Genomic DNA, 23355 nt, shown 5'->3' on the forward strand with positions numbered 1-23355 from the left:
GACCGGGCAATTTTGGTTATCAACTTTCCAATGAAACCCAGATTTCAATGGGCGTAAGGGCTATTTACGCCATTTATCGAGTTTAGGTTGTTTCGAGCTTCAAGCCCAATTTGAATGGGCATTTCGGCAAAAAGCTGATTGAGGCGGATTATCCGTGGCGACGCGTCGTGCGCCGCCAAACGGCACACCAATGGCCTAGACCCGCGACTGCGGCAGCATGTAGTTGGCCTCGGACACGAGGTCAACGCCACAGGAGAGGTTGTCGATCCAGTCGATGAACTGGTTGCACATTGCCTTGCCTTTGAAGAACGGCCCGTGCTGCGGCACGATCATCTCGATGTCGAGCTGGCGCACCATGCGCGCCCACAGTCGGCAAACCTTGTTCGACACCATGTAGCGGCGGTGGAAGCCCTCCATGTTCGGGATGTGGCGGGCAAAGTCGGGCACTGGCTGGCCGCAGATCTTGGGCGGCATCAACGATGCGCCGAGGTCGCCCGAGAACAGGATTTTGGCGACGGGGTCGTAAAACTGGAAGTTGCCCTCCGAGTGAAGGAAGTGCGCCGGAATCACGTGCAGGCTGCTCTTGCCGAGTGGCAGGATGGCGCCCTCGTCCTTGATCGCCATGATGCGGCCCTCGGTGCTGGTGCCGGTGCAGAAGTGCGGTGCGAAGCGCGACCAGATGCTGGAAATGACCAGCTGGCAGTCGGTGCCGCCGATCCAGCGCGCGAGCGACGCAATGATGTCCGGGTCGGCATGCGAGGCGCAGACGTAGCGCAGCTTCTTCGGCGGCACATAACGCGACATGGTCATGTAGAGCGCGTGATAGGTCATGTTGCCACCCGGATCGATCAGGGCGTCATCGCCGTTGTCGACCACCAGAAACTGGTTGGCCTGCACGGCCTCTCCGGCCTCGGCAACCAGGTCAGAGAATGAAATGCAGATGTGCTTGCCGTCGTTGTAAAGCTCGGTGGGAGCGAACATGCGTACTCCTTTGATCGCGTGTCGATTGCGCCCACTGGTGTAGTCACCCGCCAGGACGCCGGCATGGTGCCCGGTGAGTGCCCGCCTGATGCTGGCGGCCGCCGGATGCCCAAGAATCGTCTGGGCATTGTTCCGTGTTGGCGATTTGCAGAATTGACACAAGTCAATTTTGTCCCGAGCAACCCTAAGGAAATCGTGGTTTTATTGCGATGCGACAAATTGCGCGGCATTGTCTGAGGCGGGCGACGTCACTGGCGCGCCAACGCCGGTCGGGCTATAATTTATGGCTCTGCTCCACGGCAAACACGTCTTGTGTGCGGTCTGCTTTCATCCGATAGCCAGGCCATCAGCAAGGCGCCAACAACAAACGCCGGGGGTCAGTTTGAGCGGCTTTGGTTGCGTTGCAGCGAAAGCCATCCACTGTCCATAGACTGAAAGGAAATGACCCATGCGTCATTACGAGATCGTCTTTATCGTCCATCCGGACCAAAGCGAGCAAGTGCCCACGATGGTCGAGCGTTATCGCTCCCTGGTGACCGGCAAGACCGGCAAGATCCATCGTCTTGAAGATTGGGGCCGCCGCCAGCTGGCTTATCCGATCAACAAGATCTACAAGGCGCACTACGTGTGCATGAACATCGAGTGCGATCGCGACACGCTGGTCGAGCTCGAAACCGCGTTCAAATTCAACGACGCCGTGCTGCGCCACCTGACGGTGCAGAAAGATGGCGCCGAAGTGGCTCCGTCGCCGATGATGGCTGGCGAAAAGGCCAAGAACCTCAACACCGCTGACGCTGCCGAAGCAGCGACGGCAGCCTAACGCACGGGAGCGCACACCATGGCATTCGGCAAACCCAAGTTCGGCCAGCGCCCCAAGCGCGATCGTCAACCGAGCCTCTTCAAGCGCAAGAAGTTCTGCCGCTTCACGGCAGCTGGCGTAAAAGAGATCGATTACAAAGACATCGACACGCTGAAGGATTTCATCCAGGAAAACGGCAAGATCATGCCGGGCCGCGTGACGGGCACCAAGGCCCGCTACCAGCGCCAGCTCACCACCGCAATCAAGCGCGCCCGCTTCCTGGCGCTGCTGCCGTATTGCGATCTGCACGAGTAATCGACGGAAGGAACCCTCATCATGCAAATCATCCTTCTTGAAAAAGTATTGAACGTCGGCCTGCTCGGCGACATCGTCAAGGTCAAGGACGGCTATGCCCGCAACTTCCTGATCCCGCAAGGCAAGGCCAAGCGCGCGACCGAGAAGAACATCGCCGACCTCGCTGCCCGTCGTGCTGACCTCGAAAAGGTCGCCGCCGAGAAGCTCGCCGTGCAAACTGCACTGGGCGAAAAGCTCAACGGCGTCGAGCTCAAGATGACGCAGAAAGCCGGCGTTGACGGCCGTCTGTTCGGCTCGGTCACCAACGTTGACGTCGCCGAAGCGCTGCGCGCCCAGGGCTACGAGGTCACCAAGTCGATGGTGTTGATGCCATCCGGCCCGATCAAGACCATCGGCGAAACCGCCGTCAAGCTGCAGTTGCACACCGATGTGACGAGCGAGATCAAGGTCATCGTGATCGCCGAAAAAGAGTAAGCCCAGGCTACTCTGCAAAACCCGCCTTGGGGCAACCCGGGCGGGTTTTTTGTTGTCTGCTCGGCCTGGTTGATGCGAGGTTGATGTTGCACGGCGAAGCGGAGTGATTGGATGGTTGACTCCAGTTTGCGCCTCTACGCTATCCGCTGCGATGCGTGTGCGGCGCGGCGCGCACACGAAGACGTTGCGTCACGCACATTGCCGCTCTCCTCATCCGCCGAACTGAATTGAAGCCTTCCCTGCACCTCACGTTCTTTCACGCCAACGGTTACCCGTCAGGCGTCTATCGCCAGTTCTTTGCGGCATTGGAGCGTCATGCACACGTCCACGCGCCTTCCGTGCTCGATAGCGCACCGGACTGTGCCGCGCATCGGCGCTGGCCGACAATGCTGGATCAGGCTCTCGGGCTGACACAGCCACGCGCGGGCAGCCGCCATGTGCTGGTCGGGCACTCGATGGGTGGCTACCTTGCCTTGCAGGCGGCGGCACGGCACCCGGAGGCGGTCGCGGCCGTGGTGTTGATTGATTCGCCAATTCCGACCGGCTGGCGTGGCAAGCTGCTCAGCTTTTCCCAGCTCACCGGGCTCGCCTATCGTGCGGGACCCGCTCCCATCGCCGCCCGTCGGCGCGACCAGTGGCCGAGCCGCGCAGCGGCCCGCGAGTTCTTCGCTGGCAAGGCGTTCGTACAGCGCTGGGCGCCGGGTGTGCTCGACGATTTCGTTGCGCACGCCCTTGTCACCGCCGCCAATGGCGGCGTCACATTGCGCGTGCCGCGTGACACTGAACGCGACATCTATGCCTACGTCGTGCATCGCCCGGCGTTCCATGCACTGCAACGTCTCCGCCGCAAGGGGATTGCCGTGCACTACATCGCCGGAACCCAGTCGGAAGAAACGCGCATGGCGGGCTACGCAGAAAACGAGCGGCTATTCGCGCCGCGCTTCCACGCCTTGCCGACCGGTCATCTGATACCGATGGAAGCACCGGTCGATTGCGCCGCGCTGGTGCTCAAACTGGCGACTGCTGGCTGATCTTCAGTCCGCCGAAGGTGGCGCTGGCGTGGCCCGCTCGCGCAACTGCCACGCAGCAATGATCGCCACCGCACAGATCCCGGCAACCACGCAAAACACTTCATCGAAGGCATCAAGGCGCGCGCTGCTGGTTGCCAGTGCGGTCAACGAATCGCCATGCGCGGCCAGCCGCCATTCCAGCAGGATGCCGCAGAGACTGACACCGATCGCACCGCCCAGCATGCGCATGAAGTTGATCACGCTGGCACCCTGCGGAATCAACGCCCGATCAACGCCGCGCATCGAGCCAAGGTTGAGCGACGGCAGGATGAAGCCGAGGCCGATACGCCCAATGATCGCCCAGGCAACCAGAACGAACAGGCTGGTCGTCGTGTTGACCGTCACCATCAGCGCAAAAGAGCTGGCCAGCAGCAGCAGGCCGATGCTGACCAGCCGGTGCGCGGGCTGGTGATCTGCCAGCCGCCCGACCAGTGCAATGGTGCCGGCCAGAATGAATCCGGCCGGCAGCAGGATGGTGCCGACATAGGAGGGCGAGAGCACAAGGCCCCGCTGCATGAACACCGGCAGCAGATAGGTCGAGCCGAACAGCGCGGTGCCGTAAATGAAGGCGACCACCGTGCCCATCGCAAACTGGCGATAGCCGAACAGATCGAAGCTCATCAGCGGCGCAGCAGCACCACGGGTCGCGCCAGCGGTCGTGTTGCCCGCACGGGCAATACGGCGCTCCCACCACACAAAACCGGCGCAGGACAGCGTTGCAATCACGAGCAACCCGCCGGCCAGCAAGGGCGCACCATCATGCAAGTGAACCAGCCCGTTCAGCAGGCTCAGCGTGCCGGCCGTTGCCAGCAGCAGTCCGATCCAGTCCAGCGGCGCGCCGCCCCGATCAGCTGCCACACCGCCGGGCGCAGTAATCGGCACAAATTTGTAGGCCAGCCACATGGACACTACGCAAAACGGCGCCACCATGAAAAAAATGGAGCGCCAGCCAAACCAGTCGACCAGCACACCGCCGATGCTAGGACCAATCGCCGGTGCCAGCACCACGCCCATGCCAAAGATGCCGCTGGCGCGGCCCTGCTCGTTCTGCGCAAACGCGCGCAGGATGATGATGGCCGGGATGGGCTGTACCACCCCGGCGGCGAGCCCTTCGCAGGCGCGGGCCACCAGCACCAAGCCAAAGTGATTGGAAAAGCCGCCGCCGATGCCGCCCAGCAGCAACAGCCACATGCAGATCAAGTAGGTCTGGCGGTAACCGAAGCGTGCCAGCAACCACGGCGTGGTCAGCATCGACACGGTCATCGCCGCCATGAAGCCGGAGCTCACCCAGTGCGCGCGATCCTGCCCTAGCGCAAAGTGCTGGCTCATGTCGGGGATGGCGACGTTGACAATCGTCGACGACATCACCGACGCCATGGTGCCAATCATCAGCGAAAGCAGCAACAGCCAGCGGTGACGCTCGCCGTAGCGCGCCTGCAGCGCGGCCAGCGACCCGGGAACAACGGGATCAGTCATGCGGGCAGTTTACTTGCCGGCGCTGTCCTGCCATGACCACGCTGTGGTGAGGGGCACATCTTGTCCCCCGCCCGTGTCGCCGCTTCATGTCCGCTTCATGGCGGCCCCATAAAATCAGGAGTTCTGCAGTCGCCAGCGCCTTCCCGGGCGCCCTCCTCATGATCCCCGAGCTCGGTCACTTCGCCCTCGTTCTGGCATTTTTTGTCTGCCTGACCAGTGCCGGCGTCGCCGGTTTTGCCAATCTGCGCCGCGGTGTGGCACTGGTGGCGTTCGCCCGCAATGCAACGCTGCTGCTGTTTGCACTGGTGCTGTTTGCGTTTCTGTGCCTGATGCAATCGTTTGCCGCTGGCGACTTCAGCGTGCTCAACGTGGCGACCAATTCCAATTCGCTGCTGCCACTGCAATACCGCATCTCCGCGACCTGGGGCTCACACGAGGGATCCATGCTGCTGTGGGTGCTGATGCTCACCGGCTGGAGCGCCGCCGTGGCGCAATTCTCGAAGCAGTTACCCGATGTCATGGTTGCCCGCGTACTGGTGGTGCTGGCAGCCATCACTGCGGTGTTCCTCGCCTTCACGCTGCTCACCTCAAATCCGTTCGAGCGGCTGATTCCGGCCGCACCAGAAGGCCGCGATCTCAATCCGCTGCTGCAAGACCCGGGCATGATCTTCCACCCGCCGCTGCTCTACATGGGCTACGTCGGCATGGCGGTGGTGTTTGCCTTCGCCATCGCGGCACTATGGGGTGGGCGACTGGACTCCACCTGGGCGCGCTGGAGCCGGCCGTGGACCATTGCGGCGTGGATCTTTCTGACTTGCGGCATTGCGCTGGGCAGCTTCTGGGCTTACTACGAGCTGGGCTGGGGCGGCTGGTGGTTCTGGGACCCGGTGGAGAATGCTTCCTTCATGCCCTGGCTGGTCGGCACTGCGCTGATTCACTCACTGGCTGTCACCGAGAAGCGTGGCGCGTTCAAGGCATGGACCGTATTGCTCGCCATTGCTGCCTTCTCGCTGTCGTTGCTTGGCACCTTCCTCGTGCGCTCCGGCGTGCTGACCAGCGTGCACGCCTTCGCCACCGATCCGAAGCGCGGCGTATTCATCCTCGCTTTCCTGGTGGCGATCATCGGTGGCTCGCTGACGCTCTACGCGCTACGGGCGCCGAAGGTCAACGACGGCGGGCGCTTTGGATTGCTGTCGCGCGAAGCCTTCCTGCTCGGCAACAACCTGTTGCTGGTTGTCGCGGCCGGCGCGGTATTGCTGGGTACGCTGTACCCGTTGCTGGCGGACGCATTCGGTCTTGGCAAGGTCAGTGTCGGGCCGCCTTACTTCGAAATCGTCTTCGTGCCGATCATGCTGCCTTTGATTGCATTGATGGGGGTCGGCCCGAACGCGCGCTGGAAGGACGACGACGGCAAGAGTCTGCTGCGTCGGATGATCGCGCCCGCCATTGCCGCAGCGGTTGCCTTTGTCGCCTGTGCGCTGCTTGGCAGCCGTTTTTCGCTGCTCGCCTGTTGCGGCATGGCGTTCGCAGCGTGGCTCTCGTGGGGGGTGATCGATGGCTATCGCGACCGGCTGCGCCACGCGTCTGGCATGGCGAGTACCGCAAACAAATGGAAGCAGATCCCGCTTGCGTTCCACGGCATGCAGATAGCGCATCTTGGCGTTGTGGCCTTCATCATCGGCGTCACTGCCGTAAAAGCCTTCGAGAAAGAGCACGACGTTGCGCTGACCGTTGGACAGACCAAAAGCGTGGCGGGCGTCGATGTGAAGTTTCTCGGCGTGACCGATATCGCCGGTCCCAACTACAACGCCAAGCGGGGCAGTTTCGAACTTTCGCGCGATGGGCGCGTCGTCGGCACGCTGACGCCGGAGCGGCGCTTCTACGCATCACAGCGGTCCATGCCGATGACTGAGGCCGCCATCGACCGTTCGCCGTTGCGAGATCTTTACGTGTCGCTCGGCGATGAACTGGGCGGGGGATCATGGACAGTGCGTGTGCACTACAAGCCACTGGTGAACTGGATCTGGATTGGCTGCGTGATCATGGCGCTGGGCGGGCTGCTCGGCGCGCTCGATCCGCGCTATCGCCGTGCGCGGCGGGCGCAGCGTGAAGCGGTAGCCGGCAACGCGGCCGCCGCAGGAGCGGAATGATGTCTGCACCTGCCATGCCATCAATCCAATCGGTACGCGACAGCCATCGCGGCGTGATCGCGACCGTTGCCGGGTTGACCGCGGCGCTCGCCATGACGGTGACACTGGCGCAATCCGCTTCATCCACTGCGGCAGACCCGGCGCTCGAGGCCCGCGTCAAGGCGCTCTCCACCGAGCTGCGCTGCCTCGTCTGCCAGAACCAGACCGTTGCCGACAGCGATGCACCGGTCGCCCGCGATCTGCGTGATCAGGTACGTACCCAACTCGCAGCAGGCAAGAGCGAAGAAGAGGTCAAGCAGTACATGACCGACCGCTTTGGTGACTTTGTGCTCTACAAGCCGCCACTCAAGGCAGCTACCGTCGCCCTGTGGCTCGGGCCCTTTGCAGTGCTGCTGTTTGCGGCGTTCCTGCTCACCCGCCGGTTGCGGCAGTCCGGCGCCCGGACCGGCAGCGGCGAGCTCAGCGACGCCGAGCGTGCCCGCGCCCGCGCGCTGCTGGGCGACACAGCAAACTCATCCGTCAGCCCGGATGCCAGCGAAACCCAGCCACGTACCCCGTCATGAATCCTGCCATCGTACTCGTCGCTGCCATCCTCTTCATCACAATCATGGTGCTCTGGTTGCTGTTGCGTCCGCTGCTGGCGCGACGTGTAGCGACCGTCGCAGGCCGTGATCAGGCGAATGACACTGACATCGGTAACACCAATGTTGACGCGCTGCGTGTGGAGCTGACTGAGGCCCGTCGCGACCATCAGCTTGGTCTGCTCACAACCGAGGGACTGGCCGAAGCCGAGCGCGAACTGCAGTCGCGCGTGCTGGCGGAGGCTGAAGCAGAACGCGTGGTCAGTGCTGGTCGCTATCCAAGAACGGCCGTTGCGCTGGGCGTGACGGTGCCATTGCTGGCGATCGGCAGCTACCTGCTGATCGGCTCGCCCGCTGCTGCCATTCCCGAAGTCGTGCGCCCACCGGCGCCAGCAACCACTGCCCAAAACGCCGATCAGCAGATGGACGAGCTGTTCCGCATGGCGGAAGAGCGGTTGAAGCAGAACCCGGGCGATCTCAAGGGCTGGTTGCTGCTGGCGCGCGCCAAATCGTCGGTGGGCCGCTTCGCAGAGGCACTGCAGGCGTACGAAAAGGCGACCGCTCTGGCCGCAGACGATGCCGACGTCTGGGCCGACTATGCCGACGCCGCCGCCGGGCAGGGTCAGGGCAAGATCGATGGCCAGCCAATCGCACTGGTCAACAAGGCGTTGGCCATCGACCCACGCAACCCGAAGGCCCTGCTGCTGAAAGGTACCTGGGAGATCCAGCAAAGCCAGTTTGCAGCGGCGGAAAAGACCTTTTCTCTCGCCCGCTCGCTGGTTGAGGCGAATTCGGGCTTCGCGCAGATTGCCGATAACGCGCTCGCCGATATCAAGTCGCGCGGGGCAGGTACAAGTGGCAACGGAACCGCCACTGCGGCTGCCAGCAGCGCCCCGTTGGCAACTTTGCAACTGCAGTTGAGCCCTGATGCGAGGAAAGCGGCGACGGCATCATCGGCCGTCTTTCTGATCGTACGCGCCACTGGTGCCGACCGCGGTCCGCCGCTCGCAGCAAAGCGGATCGACGTTGGCTCGCTCGACAAACCGGTCCTGCTCAACGCCGCAGACGCGATGATTGGCGGCGCCGGCCTGAAAGACGGTGCCGAAGTGACCTTGCAGGCGCGGTTATCGCTTAATGGCCAGCCGACGGCGCAGAACGGCGACTGGCAAAGCGAGAAGACAAGCACCAAGCTGCCGGCAACCAGCGCGATTCGCATCGACCAGCGCGTTGGTCAGTAGCGTCGTTTCCGGCTTAGCTGACGCGGCGCTGCCGTGCGGCCATCCAGCGAGGGATATCGTCGGCCGGCATCGGCCGGCTAATGCGGTAGCCCTGCGCATAGTCGCAGCCGAATGCCTGCAGATGCCGCAGCTCCGCCTCCGTCTCGACGCCTTCGGCAATCACCATCATGCCCAGGCTGTGCCCAAGCTCGATGGTTGACCGCACAATGGCGGCATTCTGCGAGTTGGCGTCGATTGCGGTAACGAACGCGCGATCAATCTTGATTTCGTCGAGTGCCAGGTCCTTGATGTAAGCCAGCGACGAGTAGCCGGTGCCGTAGTCGTCCATCGCCAGCCGCACACCAAGATCGCGCAGCGCGTGCAGCGTCGCCCGCGCACGGCCAGGGTCTTCCATCAGCGCGCTTTCGGTCAGTTCGATACAGAGCAGGGCCGGCGGCACCGCGTGGCGGCGCAGCGCGGCATCAATCACGCTCACCAGATCACGATCCAGCAGGTCACGCGCTGACACGTTGATCGCCACCGCAAGCTCAATTCCTGCCACCCGCCAGGCGCCGCATTGCGCGGCCGCCGTAGCGATCACCCAGCGCGTGATCATGCGGATGTTTCCGGTCTGCTCGGCGAACGGAATGAACTCTGACGGCGGCAGCACCCCGCGTACCGGGTGCTGCCAGCGCACCAGCGCCTCAACGCCAGTGACACGGTCGGACGCGATGGCGAACTTCGGCTGGTAGAACAGGCGCAACTCACCCTGCTCGATGGCACGGCGCAATTCCCCCAGCAGCGTGAGATGCGCTTCGCGGTACTGTTCGTAGTGCGGGTCATAAACCGCGATGCCGCTCTTGCTGCGTTTGGCGGCATACATCGCGATATCGGCAAAGCGAAGCAAATCGTCGGCGTCATCGGCATGCTGCGGATAGGCGGCAACACCAACGCTGGTGCCAATGTCGATAGGCTGTTCATCGACGATGATCGGCGCTTCGAGTGACTTCTGCACCAGCGTTGCCACTGTCATGGCATGTGCTGAATCACCCGCCGGCAGCAGGATGGCGAATTCGTCGCCGCCGAGACGCGCTACCGTGTCGCCCGGTGACAGCACAGACGCCAGCCGCGCTGCCACCGCGCTGAGCACCCGGTCGCCCACCGGATGCCCCAGCGTGTCGTTGACGAACTTGAAGCGGTCAAGATCGAGCACCAGCACAGCCAGCGGCTGCCGCGATGAGCGTGACGCGTCGAGCGCAGCACGCAGGCGCTCATGAAAGCGCGCACGATTCGGCAAGGCAGTAAGATGGTCCTCGAAGGCGAGACGCAGATTCTCCTTCTCGCGCGCCAGAATGCCATCAAGCATGTGATTGAAGCTGGACGCCAGCGCGCCGATCTCTCCGCGCTGCCCGGTGGCCGCGCGGTCTGTGTAGTCGCCCTGCTCGACGCGCCCAGCCAGCGCCGCCAACTCATTGAGCGGACGCGTGATGTTGCGCGCGATCAGCACGCTACCCAGCACCGACAGCGCGAGACTGGCCGCAGCCAGAGAAAGAAACGCGGCAGTAACGCGACGGAACGGTTGCAGACTCTCCGCAACCGTGCGCTGCAGAACGGCGGTGAACTGGGTGTCGCCCTGTCGCTCAATGCCAACCGCACGCGCTTGATATGCAGTGCCGGCAAGCTCAATCTCGGTAGCGCTGCCGTGCTCGCTGACCTCACCCGGTTGGCCCGGCGCCGGCATCACAGCAGGCAAGCCACTGCGGACCGCCTCGGGCAGCGTCGACGCATGCAGTTGCCATCCACCGTTGCGGTTGCGGCTGAGAAACGAGACCTCCAGCGCGGTCAGGCGCTTCAGATCGTCCGCCGTGCGATCATCGATATTGAAGCCGACGCCCACCCAGGCGATGGCTGTTGGTGCCAGTACCGGCACCACCACCAGTTGATAAAGCTTGCCGTTGAGCAGCACCACACCAGACGCCTTGCCGTCGCTTTCGGCGCTGCGCGTCAGCTCCGGAAAGCCGAACGGCTTGCCGCGTGCCTCCGGACGCACGGTATCCGCCACCACCATCTGGTCGAGCGAAATCAGCATCATCACCGCTGCGGACGCGCGTGCGCCGTGATTGGCGAGCACGGAAGTCACCGTCGCGATATCGCCGGTGCCGACGGCCGTGCGAAAGGCGAAATCGGACGCGAGCAGACTGGCGCTCTCTTCGAGCCTGTTGCGGTTCTGTTCCAGCAAGCGCAAGAAGATGCGTTCGCCAACGCCGAGCTCCAGTGCCAGCGTGTCACGCGCGATTTCGTTGCTGGCGCGATTGAGCAACAGATAGCCCAGCACCTGCAAAACAATCAGCAGCGCCGAGAACAGTACGATGATCCGTACGCGCAGGCTGGCCGGCACGAGCTTCACGCGACGCTTACTGGTAGCTGGCCGGGTTCGCCGGTGGTTTGAATTTCTGCCGGCGCGGCGTGACGTCGATGGTCAGCGCCAGCTCGGCGGCGGTCTTGCCGTCCAGTTTCAGTCGTGTTGTGGCCGGCTGGTTGCGCTGCTGAGGGTGCCACAGATAGAGATCGTATTCGCCGGCAGCCACTTCACCGACCGCTGCCTTGCCGGCGCTATCGCTGCGGGCGAAATATGGCGTATCGACCACATAAACGTAGGCGATCATCCAGTCGTGGATATTGCAGCCAATGGTGACCACGCCGACCTTGTCGAACAGCACATCAAATGGCGCGGCGCCTGAATACAGCTTGATCTCGAACGTCTTGGTCGGCGAGAACGAGTAGACGTGGTGTAGAAGTTTGTCGCGGTTCGGGAACGCGACCGTAGTGCCGGCCTGCACCACCGTCACATAGGGCACGAATTCGCGCCCAACCTGCTCGATGACGACATTGCGTGCACTGCGCGGGCCGGCTGCAGTGCCGGCTGCCGGTATCGCATAGACGACGGCGTCTGCGACCACAGCACCTGCCGCATCGCGCACGATTGCCGCTAGCGGCGCGGCGCTGACGGTCACCCCGATGACCGCGCAGCCAGCACAGAACAGTGCGACAGCAAATTGACGCCAGCGACAGAGCGGATGGGCTGTTGCCATGCCATGGGACCGCAGGAAAAGCAGAAATGATTCCATACGTGAGCCTGTTACTTGTGGCGAAGCTAACACAGCAGCTGGTCGCGTTCACGCCGGCGCAGCCGGCCGCGTTCTTGCCAGGCCGCAAAGAAGATAGGATAGGACTTCATTGAGCCCGGCGCATGGCACTTTTGTGTTTTTCGGCGCCGGACATTGCCGCCCCCACTTGATATCGCGCCCGCCAGCCATCTTTCTCCCATCGCCCGCCTCGACCTCGCGTGCGCGCGACCGCGATGTTGCATGCGGCTGGCAGCCGAGAACGTACGCCTTTGCAGCGCGGGCGTTCCTGTGCGCACTCGCGATTTCACCGACGACCACACGCGCCGGCGATGACGCCACCACCAACCCGAACCTGCGCCTGAGCGAGGCACTGACCAGCGGCAGTTTGCTGCTGGAGGTGCGCCCGCGCTTCAACCTGATCACCGAAACTGCCAAGCCAAAGACGACGGAGGTCACCACCGTGCGCGCGCTCGTCGGCTGGCGTTCGGCACCGGCACACGACCTTCGGCTCACTGCCCAGGCGATTCTCACCGGCATCGTCGGCCCCCATCGGCTGAATGATGACCCGAGGCGCTTTGCCTCATCACCTTATCCGCTACTGCCCGATCCAGCGCGGCAAAGCATCAACCAGCTTCACCTCGACTACAGCGGGTTCGACGCCACGAAAGTTCGCGTCGGCCGCCAGATCCTCAAACTGGACGACGAGCGCTTCATCAGTGATGTCGATTTCCGGCAGACGCCGCAGGTATTCGACGGCATCACGATCAACAGCCAGCGTATCGGCAACGCCGAACTGATCCTTGGCCACTACTGGCGGATGCGCAGCGTGCTGGGTGAAACCTCCCCACTGCGCCTGACGGTCGCTCATGGGGCGTGGAATCCGGCGCCGGGCCAATCGCTGGTCGCCTACGGCTACTGGCACAACAACGCCGCCACCGGTGCCCAGACCGGCTTTGCCAGCAACGCACAACGCATCGTCGGGCTGCGCGCCGAGGGAGAACTGGGCCTGCCCGGGGCGTTGCGCGCCAATTACCTGGGCGAGGTCGCATGGCAGCGCGCCATCGGCAGCGGTGACGCCCGCATTGCCGCCCGCTACTACCGGCTAGGCGCCGGTGTCGGTAACGACGTCTGGACGCTACGCGCCGATCACGAAGAAAAAGGCAGCCGTCGCGGCGACTATGGCTTTCAGACCCCGCTCACCGACTTCTACGCCTTCAACGGTTGGGCGCTGCAGTTCACCACCACGCCGCGCGCCGGTCTGCGCGACAGCTGGTTGACGATGCGTGGCAATTTCGCGGCGCTTGAAGCGCGGGCCGAATACCACCGCTTCCGCTCGGCATGGGGCGCGCTAGACTTGGGTGACGAGTGGGATGCGAGCGTTACCTACCACTTGCGCGCTGACACGGAGGCGCGCCTGCAACTCGCCCGCTTCCGCGCCGGCCGCGACACGCCGCAGCGAAACTCGGTCAACAAGACGTGGCTGACGTTGACTTACCGCTACTGACTGCTGCTACATCTTTCTGCTGAAGTGCCCATCTGCATTGGACTATGAGCTGCATATTGGCAAAAGTCGACTTTTGCCAAAATCATGTCGGAGACCTTGTTCAAGATTGCCTTCCTGAAAAAGGTAATGACGTAACGCATTGTTTTGGTGCAAATCTCTCTATGCACCAAAATAAATCGCCAACCAATCGCCCTATCGTCTGATTGCATTGTTTTGGTGCGGTCCGGGAGTTAAGCGTCGCGCGGCACGATACCTCACGTTTTATCGAAGGCAGCGCCAGCATGCGGCCAGGCGCCGCCGCTGCACCATCGCGGGCGACCGGCTAGCATTGCGTCTGGAGCGACGTGGCAATGGCATGTTTTCTGCATTGTGCGTTGCAAACAGCGCGACGTGTGCCCGCCCCGGCGAGCCAATACCAACGCTGCAAGCCACCTGACAAACGCACCACTTAACTTCAGCGCTAGGAGAACTCGCATGGCCACTGGAGCCGACGTCCTCAAGAAAATCAAAGATGAGGAGGTGAAATTCGTTGACCTCCGCTTCACCGACTTCCGCGGCAAAGAGCAGCACGTACAGGTGCCGCACCACCAGTTCGTCGCCGAAAAATTCACCGAGGGCCACGCCTTCGACGGCTCCTCGATTGCCGGCTGGAAAGGCATTGAAGCCTCCGACATGCTGCTGATGCCGGACCCGGCCACTGCCGTGATCGACCCGTTCGTCGAAGAGACGACACTCAACATCACCTGCGACGTCATTGAGCCGTCCACCGGCAAGGGCTACGACCGCGACCCGCGTTCGCTCGCCAAGCGCGCCGAGGCGTACCTCAAGGCGTCCGGTGTGGGCGACACCGCCTACTTCGGTCCGGAACCGGAATTTTTCATTTTCGACTCCGTCGAGTGGAAAGTTGACATGTCCGGCTCCTACTGCAAGATCTTCTCGGAAGAAGCCGCGTGGGAAACCGATGCCAAGCACGAAGGCGGCAACAAGGGCCATCGTCCGACCGTCAAGGGCGGCTACTTCCCGGTACCCCCGGTCGACCAGTTGCAGGATCTGCGTAACGCCATGGTGCTGGCCGCCGAAGAAATGGGCGTGCCGGTCGAAGTGTTCCACCACGAAGTGGCCAACGCCGGCCAATGCGAAATCGGCACCCGCTTCAGCTCGCTGGTGCAACGCGCCGACTGGACGCAAGTGCTCAAGTACGCGATCTGGAACACCGCCGCCCTGTACGGCAAGACGGCGACCTTCATGCCAAAGCCGATCGTTGGCGACAACGGCTCGGGCATGCACGTTCACCAGTCGGTCTGGAAAGATGGCAAGAACCTGTTCGCGGGCAACGGCTATGCCGGCCTCAGCGAATTCGCGCTGTACTACATCGGTGGCATCATCAAACATGCCCGCGCGCTGAACGCGATCACCAACCCCGGCACCAACAGCTACAAGCGTCTGGTTCCCGGCTTCGAGGCACCGGTCAAGCTGGCTTACTCGGCGCGTAACCGCTCGGCCTCGATCCGCATTCCGTACGTGCAGTCCGACAAGGCCCGCCGCATCGAAGTGCGCTTCCCCGATCCGATGGCCAACAGCTACCTCGCCTTTGCAGCGATGCTGATGGCCGGTCTAGACGGTGTGCAGAACAAGATCCACCCGGGCGAGCCGTCTGACAAGAACCTCTACGACCTGTCGCCGGAAGAGGATGCCAAGATCCCGACCGTGTGCTCGTCGCTCGACCAGGCGCTGGAGTACCTCGACAAGGATCGCGAGTTCCTGACCCGTGGTGGCGTGTTCTCCAACGACATGATCGATGCCTACATCGCGCTCAAGATGGAAGAAGTCACGCGTTTCCGCATGACCACGCATCCGCTCGAGTACGACATGTACTACTCGATGTAAACAGGCCGGCGCGCGGCTCCAGCCACTGGAGCAAGTGCACCAGCAGCGAGTCAGGGTGGAACCGATGCGGTACTGCCCACTCCAAAATAGGCAGGGAAACCTGCCTTTTTTATTGTTGTTTCCGCAAAATTTGCGCTAAGTGTCTGTTTTGACTAAACTTTCCGCCATGTTCTCCGTTAAAAGTTCCGCCGTCGCGAGACTTGTAGCCATCAGCCTGGCACTAGCTGCTGGTCTGGCGCAGGCGGAAATCTACAAATACGTGGACCCGGTCACCGGCACGGTGGAGTACACCAACCAGCCCAAAAAGGGTGCGGTGCGCATGAGCACCGGCGATACGCTTTCCGAAATTCCAACCGGCAACAAACCCAACCGGGGTGGGGCCGTCAAGGTTTCGACCTCGGCCAATGCGAGTGCCGGGACTGCGGCGGCAGCGGTTGATTCCAGCACGCAAAAGACGCGCGACGGTACGCGACGACAGGTCCTTGCTGACGAACTGGCGTCGGAAGAAAAACTGCTGAACGAAGCGCGGGTGTCCTACAACAACGGCAAACCCTTGCCACTGGCCGATGAAGGCCTCGGTTCGCCGAAGTACATCGATCGCGTCAAGCAGATCGAACAGACCATGCGCCATCATGAGCGCAACGTCGCCTCGCTGAAGCAGGAATTGTCGAACCTCAAGCTGTAGCAGCGCGGCTGCACTGCTTCGACAGGCTGGCCCCCTTCTTGCTAAAACGGGGCCATGACGGATACGGCCGGACTCGATCTCATCTCCACTGCGGTGCTGCTGCTCAAGCGCGACCACAGGATCGTCTACGCCAACCCCGCTGCTGAAAACCTGTTTGCGCAATCGCGCCGGCAACTGGTTGGTGCCCGCATTGGTGACGTCCTCCGCGACGCTGACCGCCTGGCGCCCGCCCTCGAACTCGCGCTCACCCATCGCGCCAGCTACACCGAGCAGGAACTTGAACTGCACCTCGCCAGCAAGGCCGCCGGCTCGAATGGCGCCTCGCGCCTGCTGGTCAACTGCACTGCCAGCTTCCTCGACAGCGTGGCGCCCGACGAGCCGCAACTGATCGTCGAGTTCCGCCACATCGACCAGCAGCTGAAAATCGCGCGCGAGGCCAAGATCGCCGAGCAAAATCAGGCCAACCGCGAGCTGGTGCGCAATTTGGCCCACGAAATCAAGAACCCGCTCGGCGGCATTCGTGGCGCTGCGCAGTTGCTCGAAGGCGAGTTGAATGAACCGCAACTGGTGGAGTACACCCAGGTCATCATCGCCGAGGCTGATCGCCTGCAGAATCTGGTCAACCGCCTGCTGACGCCGCACAAGCTGCCGCGTTACGTGCGCACCGACATCCACGTACTGCTTGACCGCGTACTGCAACTGCTGAAGAACGAATTCGGCAGCACGCACGTGATCGAGCCGGATTTCGACGTCAGCCTCCCCGAAGTTGAGTGTGACGCCGAGCAGATCACGCAGGTGCTGCTCAACATCGCCCGCAACGCGTGCCAGTCCACAGCCACTGTCAAGGCACCGCACGTCACCCTGCGTTCGCGTGTCGCCCGCCAGGTGGTGCTGGCCAAGCGACGTTACCGCATGGCGCTGGAAGTCTCGGTTATCGACAACGGCACCGGCATTCCGCTCGACATCCGCGATCGCATTTTTTATCCGCTGTTCACCACGCGCACCGACGGCACCGGCTCCGGTCTCGGCCTGTCGATTGCGCAAACCTTTGTCGCCCAACACTATGGCGCCATCGAGGTGGACAGCGAACCGGGACACACCGAGTTCCGGGTCATCCTGCCCTTCGACCACCCGTCGGAAGCAGACAAGTAGCAGAGAGAGCAAGACATGAAAAACGTGTGGATCGTTGACGACGATCGTTCCATCCGCTGGGTGCTGGAAAAAGCGCTGTCGCGTGAGGGGTTGCCGTGGCGCAGCTTCGAGAACGCGATTGATGTGCAGAACGCGCTGGAGAACGAGACACCCGCCGTGCTGGTCAGCGACGTGCGCATGCCTGGCGAATCCGGTCTCTCGCTGCTGAAGAAGATCAAGGCCGCGCATCCCCAGGTGCCGGTGATCGTGATGACGGCGTTCTCCGATCTCGATACGGCTGTACAGGCGTTTCAGGGCGGTGCCTTCGAGTATCTGCCGAAGCCCTTCGACGTTGAGCAGGCGCTGGACCTGATTCGCCGCGCGGCCGCCGTCACCGAGACGGCACCGAGCAGCGAGGAACGTACAGCGGGCGAGCGTGAAATGCTCGGCAAGGCCGCCGCGATGCAGGATGTCTTCCGCGCCATTGGCCGGCTGTCGCAGTCGCACGTGACCGTGCTGATCACCGGCGAGTCCGGCACCGGCAAGGAGCTGGTTGCCCGCGCGCTGCACGAGCACAGTCCGCGCAAAGGCAAGCCCTTCATCGCCATCAACACTGCAGCGATCCCGAAGGATCTGCTCGAAAGCGAACTCTTCGGGCACGAGCGCGGCTCGTTCACCGGCGCTGCGGCCACGCGGCAGGGCCGCTTCCAGCAGGCCGAGGGCGGCACCCTGTTCCTCGACGAGATCGGCGACATGCCGGCCGACCTGCAGGTGCGTCTGCTGCGCGTGCTGCAGGACGGCGAGTACTACCGCGTTGGTGGCCAGGCGCCGATGAAGTCAAACGTACGCATCATCGCGGCCACCCACCAGAACCTTGACGAGCGCGTGCGGCAAGGCATGTTCCGCGAAGACCTGTTGCATCGCCTCAACGTCGTGCGACTGCGTCTGCCGCCGCTGCGTGAGCGGCGCGAGGATGTGCCGCTGCTGATGAAGCACTTCCTGTCGAAGAGCGCGCAGACGCTGGGCGGCGAGGCAAAGGTGTTGACCGCAGCCGCGATGCAGGTGCTGCAGAACTTCAGCTTCCCCGGCAACGTGCGCCAGCTCGAAAACATCTGCCACTGGATCACGGTGATGGCACCTGGCAGCCAGGTGGATGTCGCCGATCTGCCGCCCGAAGTGCGCGGTGCGGCTGCCGGCAGCACGACAGCGGAAGCGGTCGCCGCCCCCGCCACTGCGGTGCCGCAGGATCGACCGGCGACCGTTCCCGCTGTCATGACAGAAGCCACCGGCGTGACGCCGGGCGCAACCGTTGCGTTCAATGGCAACCATCACGCGTCGGGCTCACCCGCCGTCAGTGGCGACTGGCAACAGGCGCTGGCTGCGGCGCTGGCTGCCGCCATTCAGCACGGCGAACAGGCACCCGGCGAACGCCTCACCCGCGAGTTCGAGACCACCATGATCCGCTCCGCGTTGACGCAGACCAAAGGGCGCCGCATCGAGGCCAGCGAGTGGCTCGGCTGGGGTCGAAACACGCTGACCCGCAAGATTCACGAGTATGGGTTGGATGACGATGTTTGAGTCACCCGCGACGCGTCTGGGCGGCGGCTTCCCCCACGGCCGTCCGTCCCTGGGCTGACGCGCAACCGCACCGGCCGACAACGCTAGGCGAACCGCAGCCGGAGCGTCGCGGGCTGCATCGATGGAAACCGGACGCTCGCCAAGGTTTTCCGACGCCGGTCTGCTATGCTTGCTTGGCAAAATTTTGTCAATATCAATATCAACGTAAGGGGGCATATGAACAAGATTGCACGCGTAGTCCTTTGCGCATCCGTGGCCGCCATGGCTTTTCCAGCTGCCGCCATCTTCCAGAACGGCGGCTTCGAGAGCGGCAATTTCTCCGGCTGGACCACCGGGTCGGGCGTCAACAACGGGCTCACCGGGTCACAGCCGTTTACGGGCAGCAGCCTCAACATCGGCGCTGGCGGCGCTTTTCGTGGCGCCGTGGTGACTGCGGGTCCTGATCTCAAGGGGGCGCCGCTGGCGCTGCCGTACGCCGGCACCGCCACCGCGCGCGTCAACAACACCGCGACCGGCGGCATTGCCAATTTCATCAGCCAGGCCGACACCATCACGAACGCTGACCGCGACAGCAGCGACAACAAATTGCACGTCCGGTTCTCGTATGCCGTGGTGCTCAACGATGGCGGGCACGCCCCCAACGGTCAGCCGTTCTTCTACCTGCGCGTGCGAAACGTGACGAAGAACACCACGCTGTACGAGGATTTCTCGTTCGCTGCACAAACGGGTACGCAGTTTCAACCGGTGCCGAGCCAAAGCGGATGGAGTTATCTGCCGTGGAAAGCGGCTGACGTGATCGTGCCCGATGCCGATCTGGGCGATTCGATCGAGGTTTACCTGTTGGCTTCGGATTGCGAGCCCTCCGCACACGCGGGCTACGCTTATCTCGATGGCTTCGGTTCTTCCGTCGTCACACCAGGCGCAACGGCGGCAACGCCTGTTCCCACGACGAACGAATACACCCTCGGCGCATTGGGCTTGCTGCTGCTGGGCGGTGCATGGTGGTCGCGCCGTCGCGCCTGACCGGCCGCAACCGTCTCCGTGCCTATGATCACCGCCGCGCAGGCGGTGATTTTTTTCGGCCTCCGCAAATCGACACCCGCCCGCCGACGCAGCCATGCCGATGATCACACGCACTGGAATCCTCGTCGCACTCGGCGCTATCGCCCTCAGCGCCGCGCTCGCACCCAGCGCGCTTCGCGCATGGCAGCAACATCGCGAAGTGCAGCGGCTGGAGGCGGCGCGCGCCGCGCTGGCCAACGAAACAGCAGCGCAAAAAGCCGCACTGGCCGAACGGCGCGATGCGGTACTGGCCGAGCTTCGCGCGCTGCAGGGCGCGGGCAAGCACGACGAGGTCATGCGCCTCGCGTCGCGCTATCGTCTGGCGGACGACGCCGACATTCAGTCGATCTTCCGGCTGTCGGCGGCCGCCGTGTCACAACGACAAACGCTGGAGCGCATGCGCGCCCTGGCGGCGACGCAATGCTCCGCCGACGCCGCGATCGCCGCCGTCCAGGCGCTCGATGCCGCGCCGGCGCCAGCCCCCTCGGCTACGGCCGCAACCTGGTCGGCCACGGCGCTGCCGCTGCGCGATTCGCTGGGGGCCATTCGCGCGCAGATTCGACGCGCCCTCGAAACGCCACGCCACGAAGGCGAAGGCGAACACGCGCCCCACGGCGAACACGCGCCGCGCCTGCACCCGTTCGTCATCCAGTCACTGTTGAACGAGCAAGAGACCGGCGTCGTGCCAGCGTGCGTCTGGCGCGTAGCGCGTCAAGCCAACGCCACCGCACCGACGCCAACCAATGCCTGGACAATCTGGCTGGCACCGTCCGCGAACGAGCGCACGCTCGACTTCGGCGTGCTCGCGGCACCCAAGCCCCCCTGACGCGCAGCCCAGCGCAAACGCACTGGCGAAAGCGCCGCACTCCCAGTACGACGGTCAGTCACGAAACCACCACACCCCCGCCTTCTCGGTCACGCAGCCACGGCCTCGATGTCGCGGTAGTAGCGTTCGATGGCGGCGAGGTCGGTCGTGGCCTCGCCGCAGTGCATGAGAGAGGTATCAACGACGATGCGCCGACGCGCAAAGTCGAAGGTGCCGAGCGCGACACAGTATAGAAGCTCAACCGCATGTGCACTGCATGGCTGCGCGTGCCCTCGGGTGCCAGCGCAAAGCGCATGCGCGGCCCGGTGGCAAAGCGCGCTGCCATCTGGCCGACGAAGCCGGTGGACGCCTCGCGGTTGACCGGGAAGTCCCAGTTGCTGGTGTGCGGATAGACGATGATGACGCACTTGTCCGGCATCGGCACCGCGATCTCCAGGCGCCAGCCGCGCTGCCGTAACCAACAGGCGGTCAGGCGCGCCACTTGTGGCGGTGCGCGATTGACGTCACGACTTACTGGAAGGGTAGACACCAACATCACCCCGACCACATAGCTGTTCGGCGCCGAATTTTCGCTTGCTCACCGAGCCGTCGGGTGCTGCGACACGCATCACCGCCATCGCATGCGGGAACTCCGCTGCCCAGCGCAGCATATTGCCCGAATGCGATTGGAGTGCAACGCTAGCGGGCGCGGCTGCCTCCGCCAGCGTCGAGCACGCCAGCAACGCTGCCACCACTGCCAGTGCGACAGATGTTCTTTTCATGTTGATCTCCTCCGGTATGGATGGGTATAGCACGACAACCAATGACAATCAGTGTGGTGATTAGGTCGCCCGTCGAATAGTGCTTTGCCGAAGTTTTTGGGCCGCATGATCGGTCGCCCCACGAACAGATGGCTATCTGCCGCGACATTGACGTGGCCCCCAATTCGCGCTGTTTCATCAGACTTTCGAGCCGGATATTGATCGTGCCGACTACATGCAGTCGAGGCGAAATTCAAGTGTGTACAGCACAATACGGGAATGATTTCCGTCTTGGTTCCCGTCCACCGCCTCCCTCTCGCATGGTTTAACCAGTGCCTCGCATCGATTGAGTACGATCTTGCCCTGCTCGAGAATGCGCATCCAGACCAACCGCCGGCGGAGATAGTTATCGTCAATGACGGCAGCGATCAGACGGACCTTCTCAACTACCTCGAAGGGCGATCAAAGCAGCCGCGCTACCGTGTCGTGCACTCAGCGTCCAATGTAGGCATCCCGGCGGCGCTCAACCTTGGCATTGAGGCTTGCCGCCACGAATTGATTGCCCGCGTCGATTCGGACGACATCACGCTGCCGGGCCGCTTCCTTGCGCAGTGGGAACTGATGCAGACGACGCCGTCGATTGATGTGCTCGGCACGGCGTTGAACTACTACATGCAACAACCAGGCGGTGCCTGGGCCGCAGGACAGCTGGTGCGACACCCGGACGTGATCACGCGCGAGATTGGGCTGCGCAGCCGCTGGTTCATGAACCACGGTACGGTGATGTATCGCAAGTCCGTGCTGACCGCGGTCGGCATGTACGACGCCGGCCTGCGTGGATATTCCGAGGACTTCGAGCTGTGGATCCGCCTGCTGCGCCACGGGCGCGTGTTATGGAACCTGCCCTCGTCTTACTATCTGTTGCGAATCCGCACAGGTAGTGCGTCGCAGGGATTCAACGCGGCAAACGACGCGTTCCTGCGGACCACGCAAGCAACGCTGCGCGAATGAGGATCTTTTGCAGCTAGTGACTAGCCGCCATCGTTTGAGCGAAATTTCCACGGCGCTGCCTTCTCCGGCACGCAACCACGATTGCCCAGCTGGCGATAGTAGCCATCAATCGCAGCCAGGTCAGTGGCTGCATCGCCGCAGGGCGTGAGAAAGGTGTCAACGACGACGCGTTTGCCGGGAAAGTCGAAGGCGCCCAACGCAATGGGCACCCTCGCCGCGACTGCGACGTAGTAGAAGCTCGACCGCATATGCGGCACATAGCTGCGCGTACCTTCTGGCGCGATCACGAAGCGCATGCGCGGTTCGGCGGTGAAACGTGCCGCCATTTGTTCCACGAATCCGGTTGACGCCTTGCGATTGACCGGAAAGCCGCCAACGCCGCGGAAGAACCAGCCCCACGGCCACTTGAACAGGCTCTCTTTGCCAGCGAAGCGGAGGGCGTCGCGCTGCAGCGTGAGGCCAATCGCCCACTTGGTCAGCAGGCCAATCGGAAAATCCCAGTTGCTGGTGTGCGGGTACATGATGATCACGCACTTGTCCGGCATCGGCTCTGCGATCTCCAGGCGCCAGCCGCGCTGCCGTAACCACCAGGCGGACAAGCGCGACAGTGGCCCATAGCTGCCCGGCACGCGATGCCCTGGCGCGCGCTCCAGACGCGGCACGGAGCCGTCCTGTGCACGCACTGTTCCCGGCACTACCTCCTCCACCGCCATATTGCAGCCGCCGGCAAGGGCGGTTCC

At 63.1% G+C, this 23355-nt stretch carries 22 protein-coding genes; 15 read left to right on the forward strand and 7 right to left on the reverse strand.

Annotated elements, in window-relative coordinates; all coding sequences use genetic code 11:
* Positions 1 to 195 precede the first annotated feature (195 nt).
* Positions 196 to 981: an oxygen-binding di-iron domain-containing protein gene (locus tag FKL89_RS15375; protein WP_156863632.1), complete on the reverse strand. Its 786-nt coding sequence runs from the start codon at positions 979 to 981 to the stop codon at positions 196 to 198.
* Positions 982 to 1429: 448 nt separating this feature from the next.
* Here FKL89_RS15375 and rpsF point away from each other — a divergent pair, with 448 nt between their 5' ends.
* The 4 genes from rpsF to FKL89_RS15395 all read left to right on the forward strand — a co-directional run bounded on the left by rpsF (position 1430) and on the right by FKL89_RS15395 (position 3600).
* Positions 1430 to 1801 (forward strand): 30S ribosomal protein S6, encoded by a 372-nt coding sequence (gene rpsF / locus FKL89_RS15380; RefSeq protein ID WP_156863633.1) that lies wholly within the window; start codon positions 1430 to 1432, stop codon positions 1799 to 1801.
* Between the two features lie 18 nt (positions 1802 to 1819).
* Positions 1820 to 2095, forward strand: coding sequence for a 30S ribosomal protein S18 (gene rpsR / locus FKL89_RS15385; RefSeq protein WP_156863634.1), 276 nt, complete (start codon positions 1820 to 1822; stop codon positions 2093 to 2095).
* Between the two features lie 21 nt (positions 2096 to 2116).
* A complete protein-coding gene (rplI, locus tag FKL89_RS15390) occupies positions 2117 to 2569 on the forward strand; it encodes a 50S ribosomal protein L9 (RefSeq protein WP_156863635.1) in 453 nt (150 codons plus the stop codon).
* 227 nt (positions 2570 to 2796) lie between these two features.
* The gene (locus tag FKL89_RS15395) at positions 2797 to 3600 is read left to right on the forward strand and encodes an alpha/beta fold hydrolase (RefSeq protein ID WP_156863636.1); all 804 of its coding nucleotides are present in this window, start codon (positions 2797 to 2799) and stop codon (positions 3598 to 3600) included.
* 3 nt (positions 3601 to 3603) lie between these two features.
* Here the strand turns inward: FKL89_RS15395 and FKL89_RS15400 are convergent, their stop codons facing one another.
* Positions 3604 to 5115, reverse strand: a complete 1512-nt coding sequence (locus FKL89_RS15400) for an MFS transporter (RefSeq protein WP_156863637.1) — start codon at positions 5113 to 5115, stop codon at positions 3604 to 3606.
* Between the two features lie 158 nt (positions 5116 to 5273).
* Between FKL89_RS15400 and FKL89_RS15405 the strand changes: the two genes are divergently transcribed.
* Genes FKL89_RS15405 through ccmI form a run of 3 tightly spaced genes read left to right on the forward strand, consistent with a single transcriptional unit; the run spans position 5274 to position 9084 of the window.
* Positions 5274 to 7265 carry a heme lyase CcmF/NrfE family subunit gene (locus FKL89_RS15405; RefSeq protein ID WP_156863638.1) on the forward strand — a complete coding sequence of 664 codons (1992 nt, stop codon included), beginning with the start codon at positions 5274 to 5276 and terminating at the stop codon, positions 7263 to 7265.
* Positions 7265 to 7828, forward strand: a complete 564-nt coding sequence (locus FKL89_RS15410) for a cytochrome c-type biogenesis protein (RefSeq protein ID WP_337786213.1) — start codon at positions 7265 to 7267, stop codon at positions 7826 to 7828. The genes FKL89_RS15405 and FKL89_RS15410 overlap by 1 nt, the downstream gene beginning before the upstream one ends.
* Positions 7825 to 9084: a c-type cytochrome biogenesis protein CcmI gene (gene ccmI, locus FKL89_RS15415; RefSeq protein WP_156863639.1), complete on the forward strand. Its 1260-nt coding sequence runs from the start codon at positions 7825 to 7827 to the stop codon at positions 9082 to 9084. Before FKL89_RS15410 ends, ccmI begins: the two co-directional genes overlap by 4 nt.
* 13 nt (positions 9085 to 9097) lie before the next feature.
* Here the strand turns inward: ccmI and FKL89_RS15420 are convergent, their stop codons facing one another.
* The gene (locus FKL89_RS15420; protein WP_156863640.1) at positions 9098 to 11470 is read right to left on the reverse strand and encodes a putative bifunctional diguanylate cyclase/phosphodiesterase; all 2373 of its coding nucleotides are present in this window, start codon (positions 11468 to 11470) and stop codon (positions 9098 to 9100) included.
* Positions 11471 to 11477: 7 nt separating this feature from the next.
* Complete coding sequence (locus FKL89_RS15425) at positions 11478 to 12155, reverse strand: methylamine utilization protein (RefSeq protein WP_156863641.1); 678 nt, start codon at positions 12153 to 12155, stop codon at positions 11478 to 11480.
* A gap of 202 nt (positions 12156 to 12357) precedes the next feature.
* On the opposite strand from FKL89_RS15425, the gene FKL89_RS15430 reads away from it, so the two are divergent.
* The 7 genes from FKL89_RS15430 (at position 12358) to FKL89_RS15460 (ending at position 20864) form a co-directional block, all read left to right on the forward strand.
* On the forward strand, positions 12358 to 13695 hold the full coding sequence (locus tag FKL89_RS15430; protein WP_162527542.1) for an alginate export family protein: 1338 nt from the start codon (positions 12358 to 12360) through the stop codon (positions 13693 to 13695).
* Positions 13696 to 14169: 474 nt separating this feature from the next.
* Positions 14170 to 15582: a type I glutamate--ammonia ligase gene (gene glnA, locus FKL89_RS15435; protein WP_156863643.1), complete on the forward strand. Its 1413-nt coding sequence runs from the start codon at positions 14170 to 14172 to the stop codon at positions 15580 to 15582.
* Between the two features lie 166 nt (positions 15583 to 15748).
* Positions 15749 to 16267 (forward strand): DUF4124 domain-containing protein, encoded by a 519-nt coding sequence (locus FKL89_RS15440; protein WP_156863644.1) that lies wholly within the window; start codon positions 15749 to 15751, stop codon positions 16265 to 16267.
* A 54-nt stretch (positions 16268 to 16321) separates the two neighbouring features.
* Positions 16322 to 17419 carry a nitrogen regulation protein NR(II) gene (glnL, locus tag FKL89_RS15445; protein WP_156863645.1) on the forward strand — a complete coding sequence of 366 codons (1098 nt, stop codon included), beginning with the start codon at positions 16322 to 16324 and terminating at the stop codon, positions 17417 to 17419.
* 15 nt (positions 17420 to 17434) lie between these two features.
* Positions 17435 to 18976, forward strand: coding sequence for a nitrogen regulation protein NR(I) (ntrC, locus tag FKL89_RS15450; RefSeq protein WP_156863646.1), 1542 nt, complete (start codon positions 17435 to 17437; stop codon positions 18974 to 18976).
* A 216-nt stretch (positions 18977 to 19192) separates the two neighbouring features.
* Positions 19193 to 19999, forward strand: a complete 807-nt coding sequence (locus FKL89_RS15455) for an IPTL-CTERM sorting domain-containing protein (RefSeq protein ID WP_162527543.1) — start codon at positions 19193 to 19195, stop codon at positions 19997 to 19999.
* Positions 20000 to 20099: 100 nt separating this feature from the next.
* Positions 20100 to 20864 (forward strand): hypothetical protein, encoded by a 765-nt coding sequence (locus FKL89_RS15460; protein WP_156863648.1) that lies wholly within the window; start codon positions 20100 to 20102, stop codon positions 20862 to 20864.
* Between the two features lie 58 nt (positions 20865 to 20922).
* On the opposite strand, the gene FKL89_RS15465 is transcribed toward FKL89_RS15460, so the two are convergent.
* Together FKL89_RS15465 and FKL89_RS15470 are read right to left on the reverse strand one after the other, a co-directional pair.
* The gene (locus FKL89_RS15465) at positions 20923 to 21393 is read right to left on the reverse strand and encodes a lysophospholipid acyltransferase family protein (RefSeq protein ID WP_156863649.1); all 471 of its coding nucleotides are present in this window, start codon (positions 21391 to 21393) and stop codon (positions 20923 to 20925) included.
* On the reverse strand, positions 21368 to 21625 hold the full coding sequence (locus FKL89_RS15470; RefSeq protein ID WP_156863650.1) for a hypothetical protein: 258 nt from the start codon (positions 21623 to 21625) through the stop codon (positions 21368 to 21370). Before FKL89_RS15470 ends, FKL89_RS15465 begins: the two co-directional genes overlap by 26 nt.
* Before the next feature lie 258 nt (positions 21626 to 21883).
* Between FKL89_RS15470 and FKL89_RS15475 the strand changes: the two genes are divergently transcribed.
* On the forward strand, positions 21884 to 22615 hold the full coding sequence (locus FKL89_RS15475) for a glycosyltransferase (RefSeq protein ID WP_156863651.1): 732 nt from the start codon (positions 21884 to 21886) through the stop codon (positions 22613 to 22615).
* Between the two features lie 20 nt (positions 22616 to 22635).
* Here FKL89_RS15475 and FKL89_RS15480 read toward each other — a convergent pair whose 3' ends face one another.
* The gene (locus FKL89_RS15480) at positions 22636 to 23328 is read right to left on the reverse strand and encodes a 1-acyl-sn-glycerol-3-phosphate acyltransferase (protein ID WP_156863652.1); all 693 of its coding nucleotides are present in this window, start codon (positions 23326 to 23328) and stop codon (positions 22636 to 22638) included.
* Positions 23329 to 23355: the final 27 nt, after the last annotated feature.

The organism is Casimicrobium huifangae, from assembly GCF_009746125.1.
In the GTDB taxonomy this organism is placed as follows: domain Bacteria; phylum Pseudomonadota; class Gammaproteobacteria; order Burkholderiales; family Casimicrobiaceae; genus Casimicrobium; species Casimicrobium huifangae.

Bases quoted from the DNA above. Each gene is read 5' to 3' on its own strand.
- FKL89_RS15425 (WP_156863641.1), bottom strand. From the start codon at position 12,155: ATGGCAACAGCCCATCCGCTCTGTCGCTGGCGTCAATTTGCTGTCGCA.
- FKL89_RS15405 (WP_156863638.1), top strand. From the start codon at position 5,274: ATGATCCCCGAGCTCGGTCACTTCGCCCTCGTTCTGGCATTTTTTGTC.
- rpsR (WP_156863634.1), top strand. From the start codon at position 1,820: ATGGCATTCGGCAAACCCAAGTTCGGCCAGCGCCCCAAGCGCGATCGT.
- FKL89_RS15460 (WP_156863648.1), top strand. From the start codon at position 20,100: ATGATCACACGCACTGGAATCCTCGTCGCACTCGGCGCTATCGCCCTC.
- FKL89_RS15440 (WP_156863644.1), top strand. From the start codon at position 15,749: ATGTTCTCCGTTAAAAGTTCCGCCGTCGCGAGACTTGTAGCCATCAGC.
- FKL89_RS15410 (WP_337786213.1), top strand. From the start codon at position 7,265: ATGTCTGCACCTGCCATGCCATCAATCCAATCGGTACGCGACAGCCAT.
- rpsF (WP_156863633.1), top strand. From the start codon at position 1,430: ATGCGTCATTACGAGATCGTCTTTATCGTCCATCCGGACCAAAGCGAG.
- glnL (WP_156863645.1), top strand. From the start codon at position 16,322: ATGACGGATACGGCCGGACTCGATCTCATCTCCACTGCGGTGCTGCTG.
- glnA (WP_156863643.1), top strand. From the start codon at position 14,170: ATGGCCACTGGAGCCGACGTCCTCAAGAAAATCAAAGATGAGGAGGTG.
- FKL89_RS15400 (WP_156863637.1), bottom strand. From the start codon at position 5,115: ATGACTGATCCCGTTGTTCCCGGGTCGCTGGCCGCGCTGCAGGCGCGC.
- FKL89_RS15455 (WP_162527543.1), top strand. From the start codon at position 19,193: ATGAACAAGATTGCACGCGTAGTCCTTTGCGCATCCGTGGCCGCCATG.
- rplI (WP_156863635.1), top strand. From the start codon at position 2,117: ATGCAAATCATCCTTCTTGAAAAAGTATTGAACGTCGGCCTGCTCGGC.
- FKL89_RS15470 (WP_156863650.1), bottom strand. From the start codon at position 21,625: ATGAAAAGAACATCTGTCGCACTGGCAGTGGTGGCAGCGTTGCTGGCG.
- ccmI (WP_156863639.1), top strand. From the start codon at position 7,825: ATGAATCCTGCCATCGTACTCGTCGCTGCCATCCTCTTCATCACAATC.
- ntrC (WP_156863646.1), top strand. From the start codon at position 17,435: ATGAAAAACGTGTGGATCGTTGACGACGATCGTTCCATCCGCTGGGTG.
- FKL89_RS15375 (WP_156863632.1), bottom strand. From the start codon at position 981: ATGTTCGCTCCCACCGAGCTTTACAACGACGGCAAGCACATCTGCATT.
- FKL89_RS15475 (WP_156863651.1), top strand. From the start codon at position 21,884: ATGATTTCCGTCTTGGTTCCCGTCCACCGCCTCCCTCTCGCATGGTTT.
- FKL89_RS15480 (WP_156863652.1), bottom strand. From the start codon at position 23,328: ATGGCGGTGGAGGAGGTAGTGCCGGGAACAGTGCGTGCACAGGACGGC.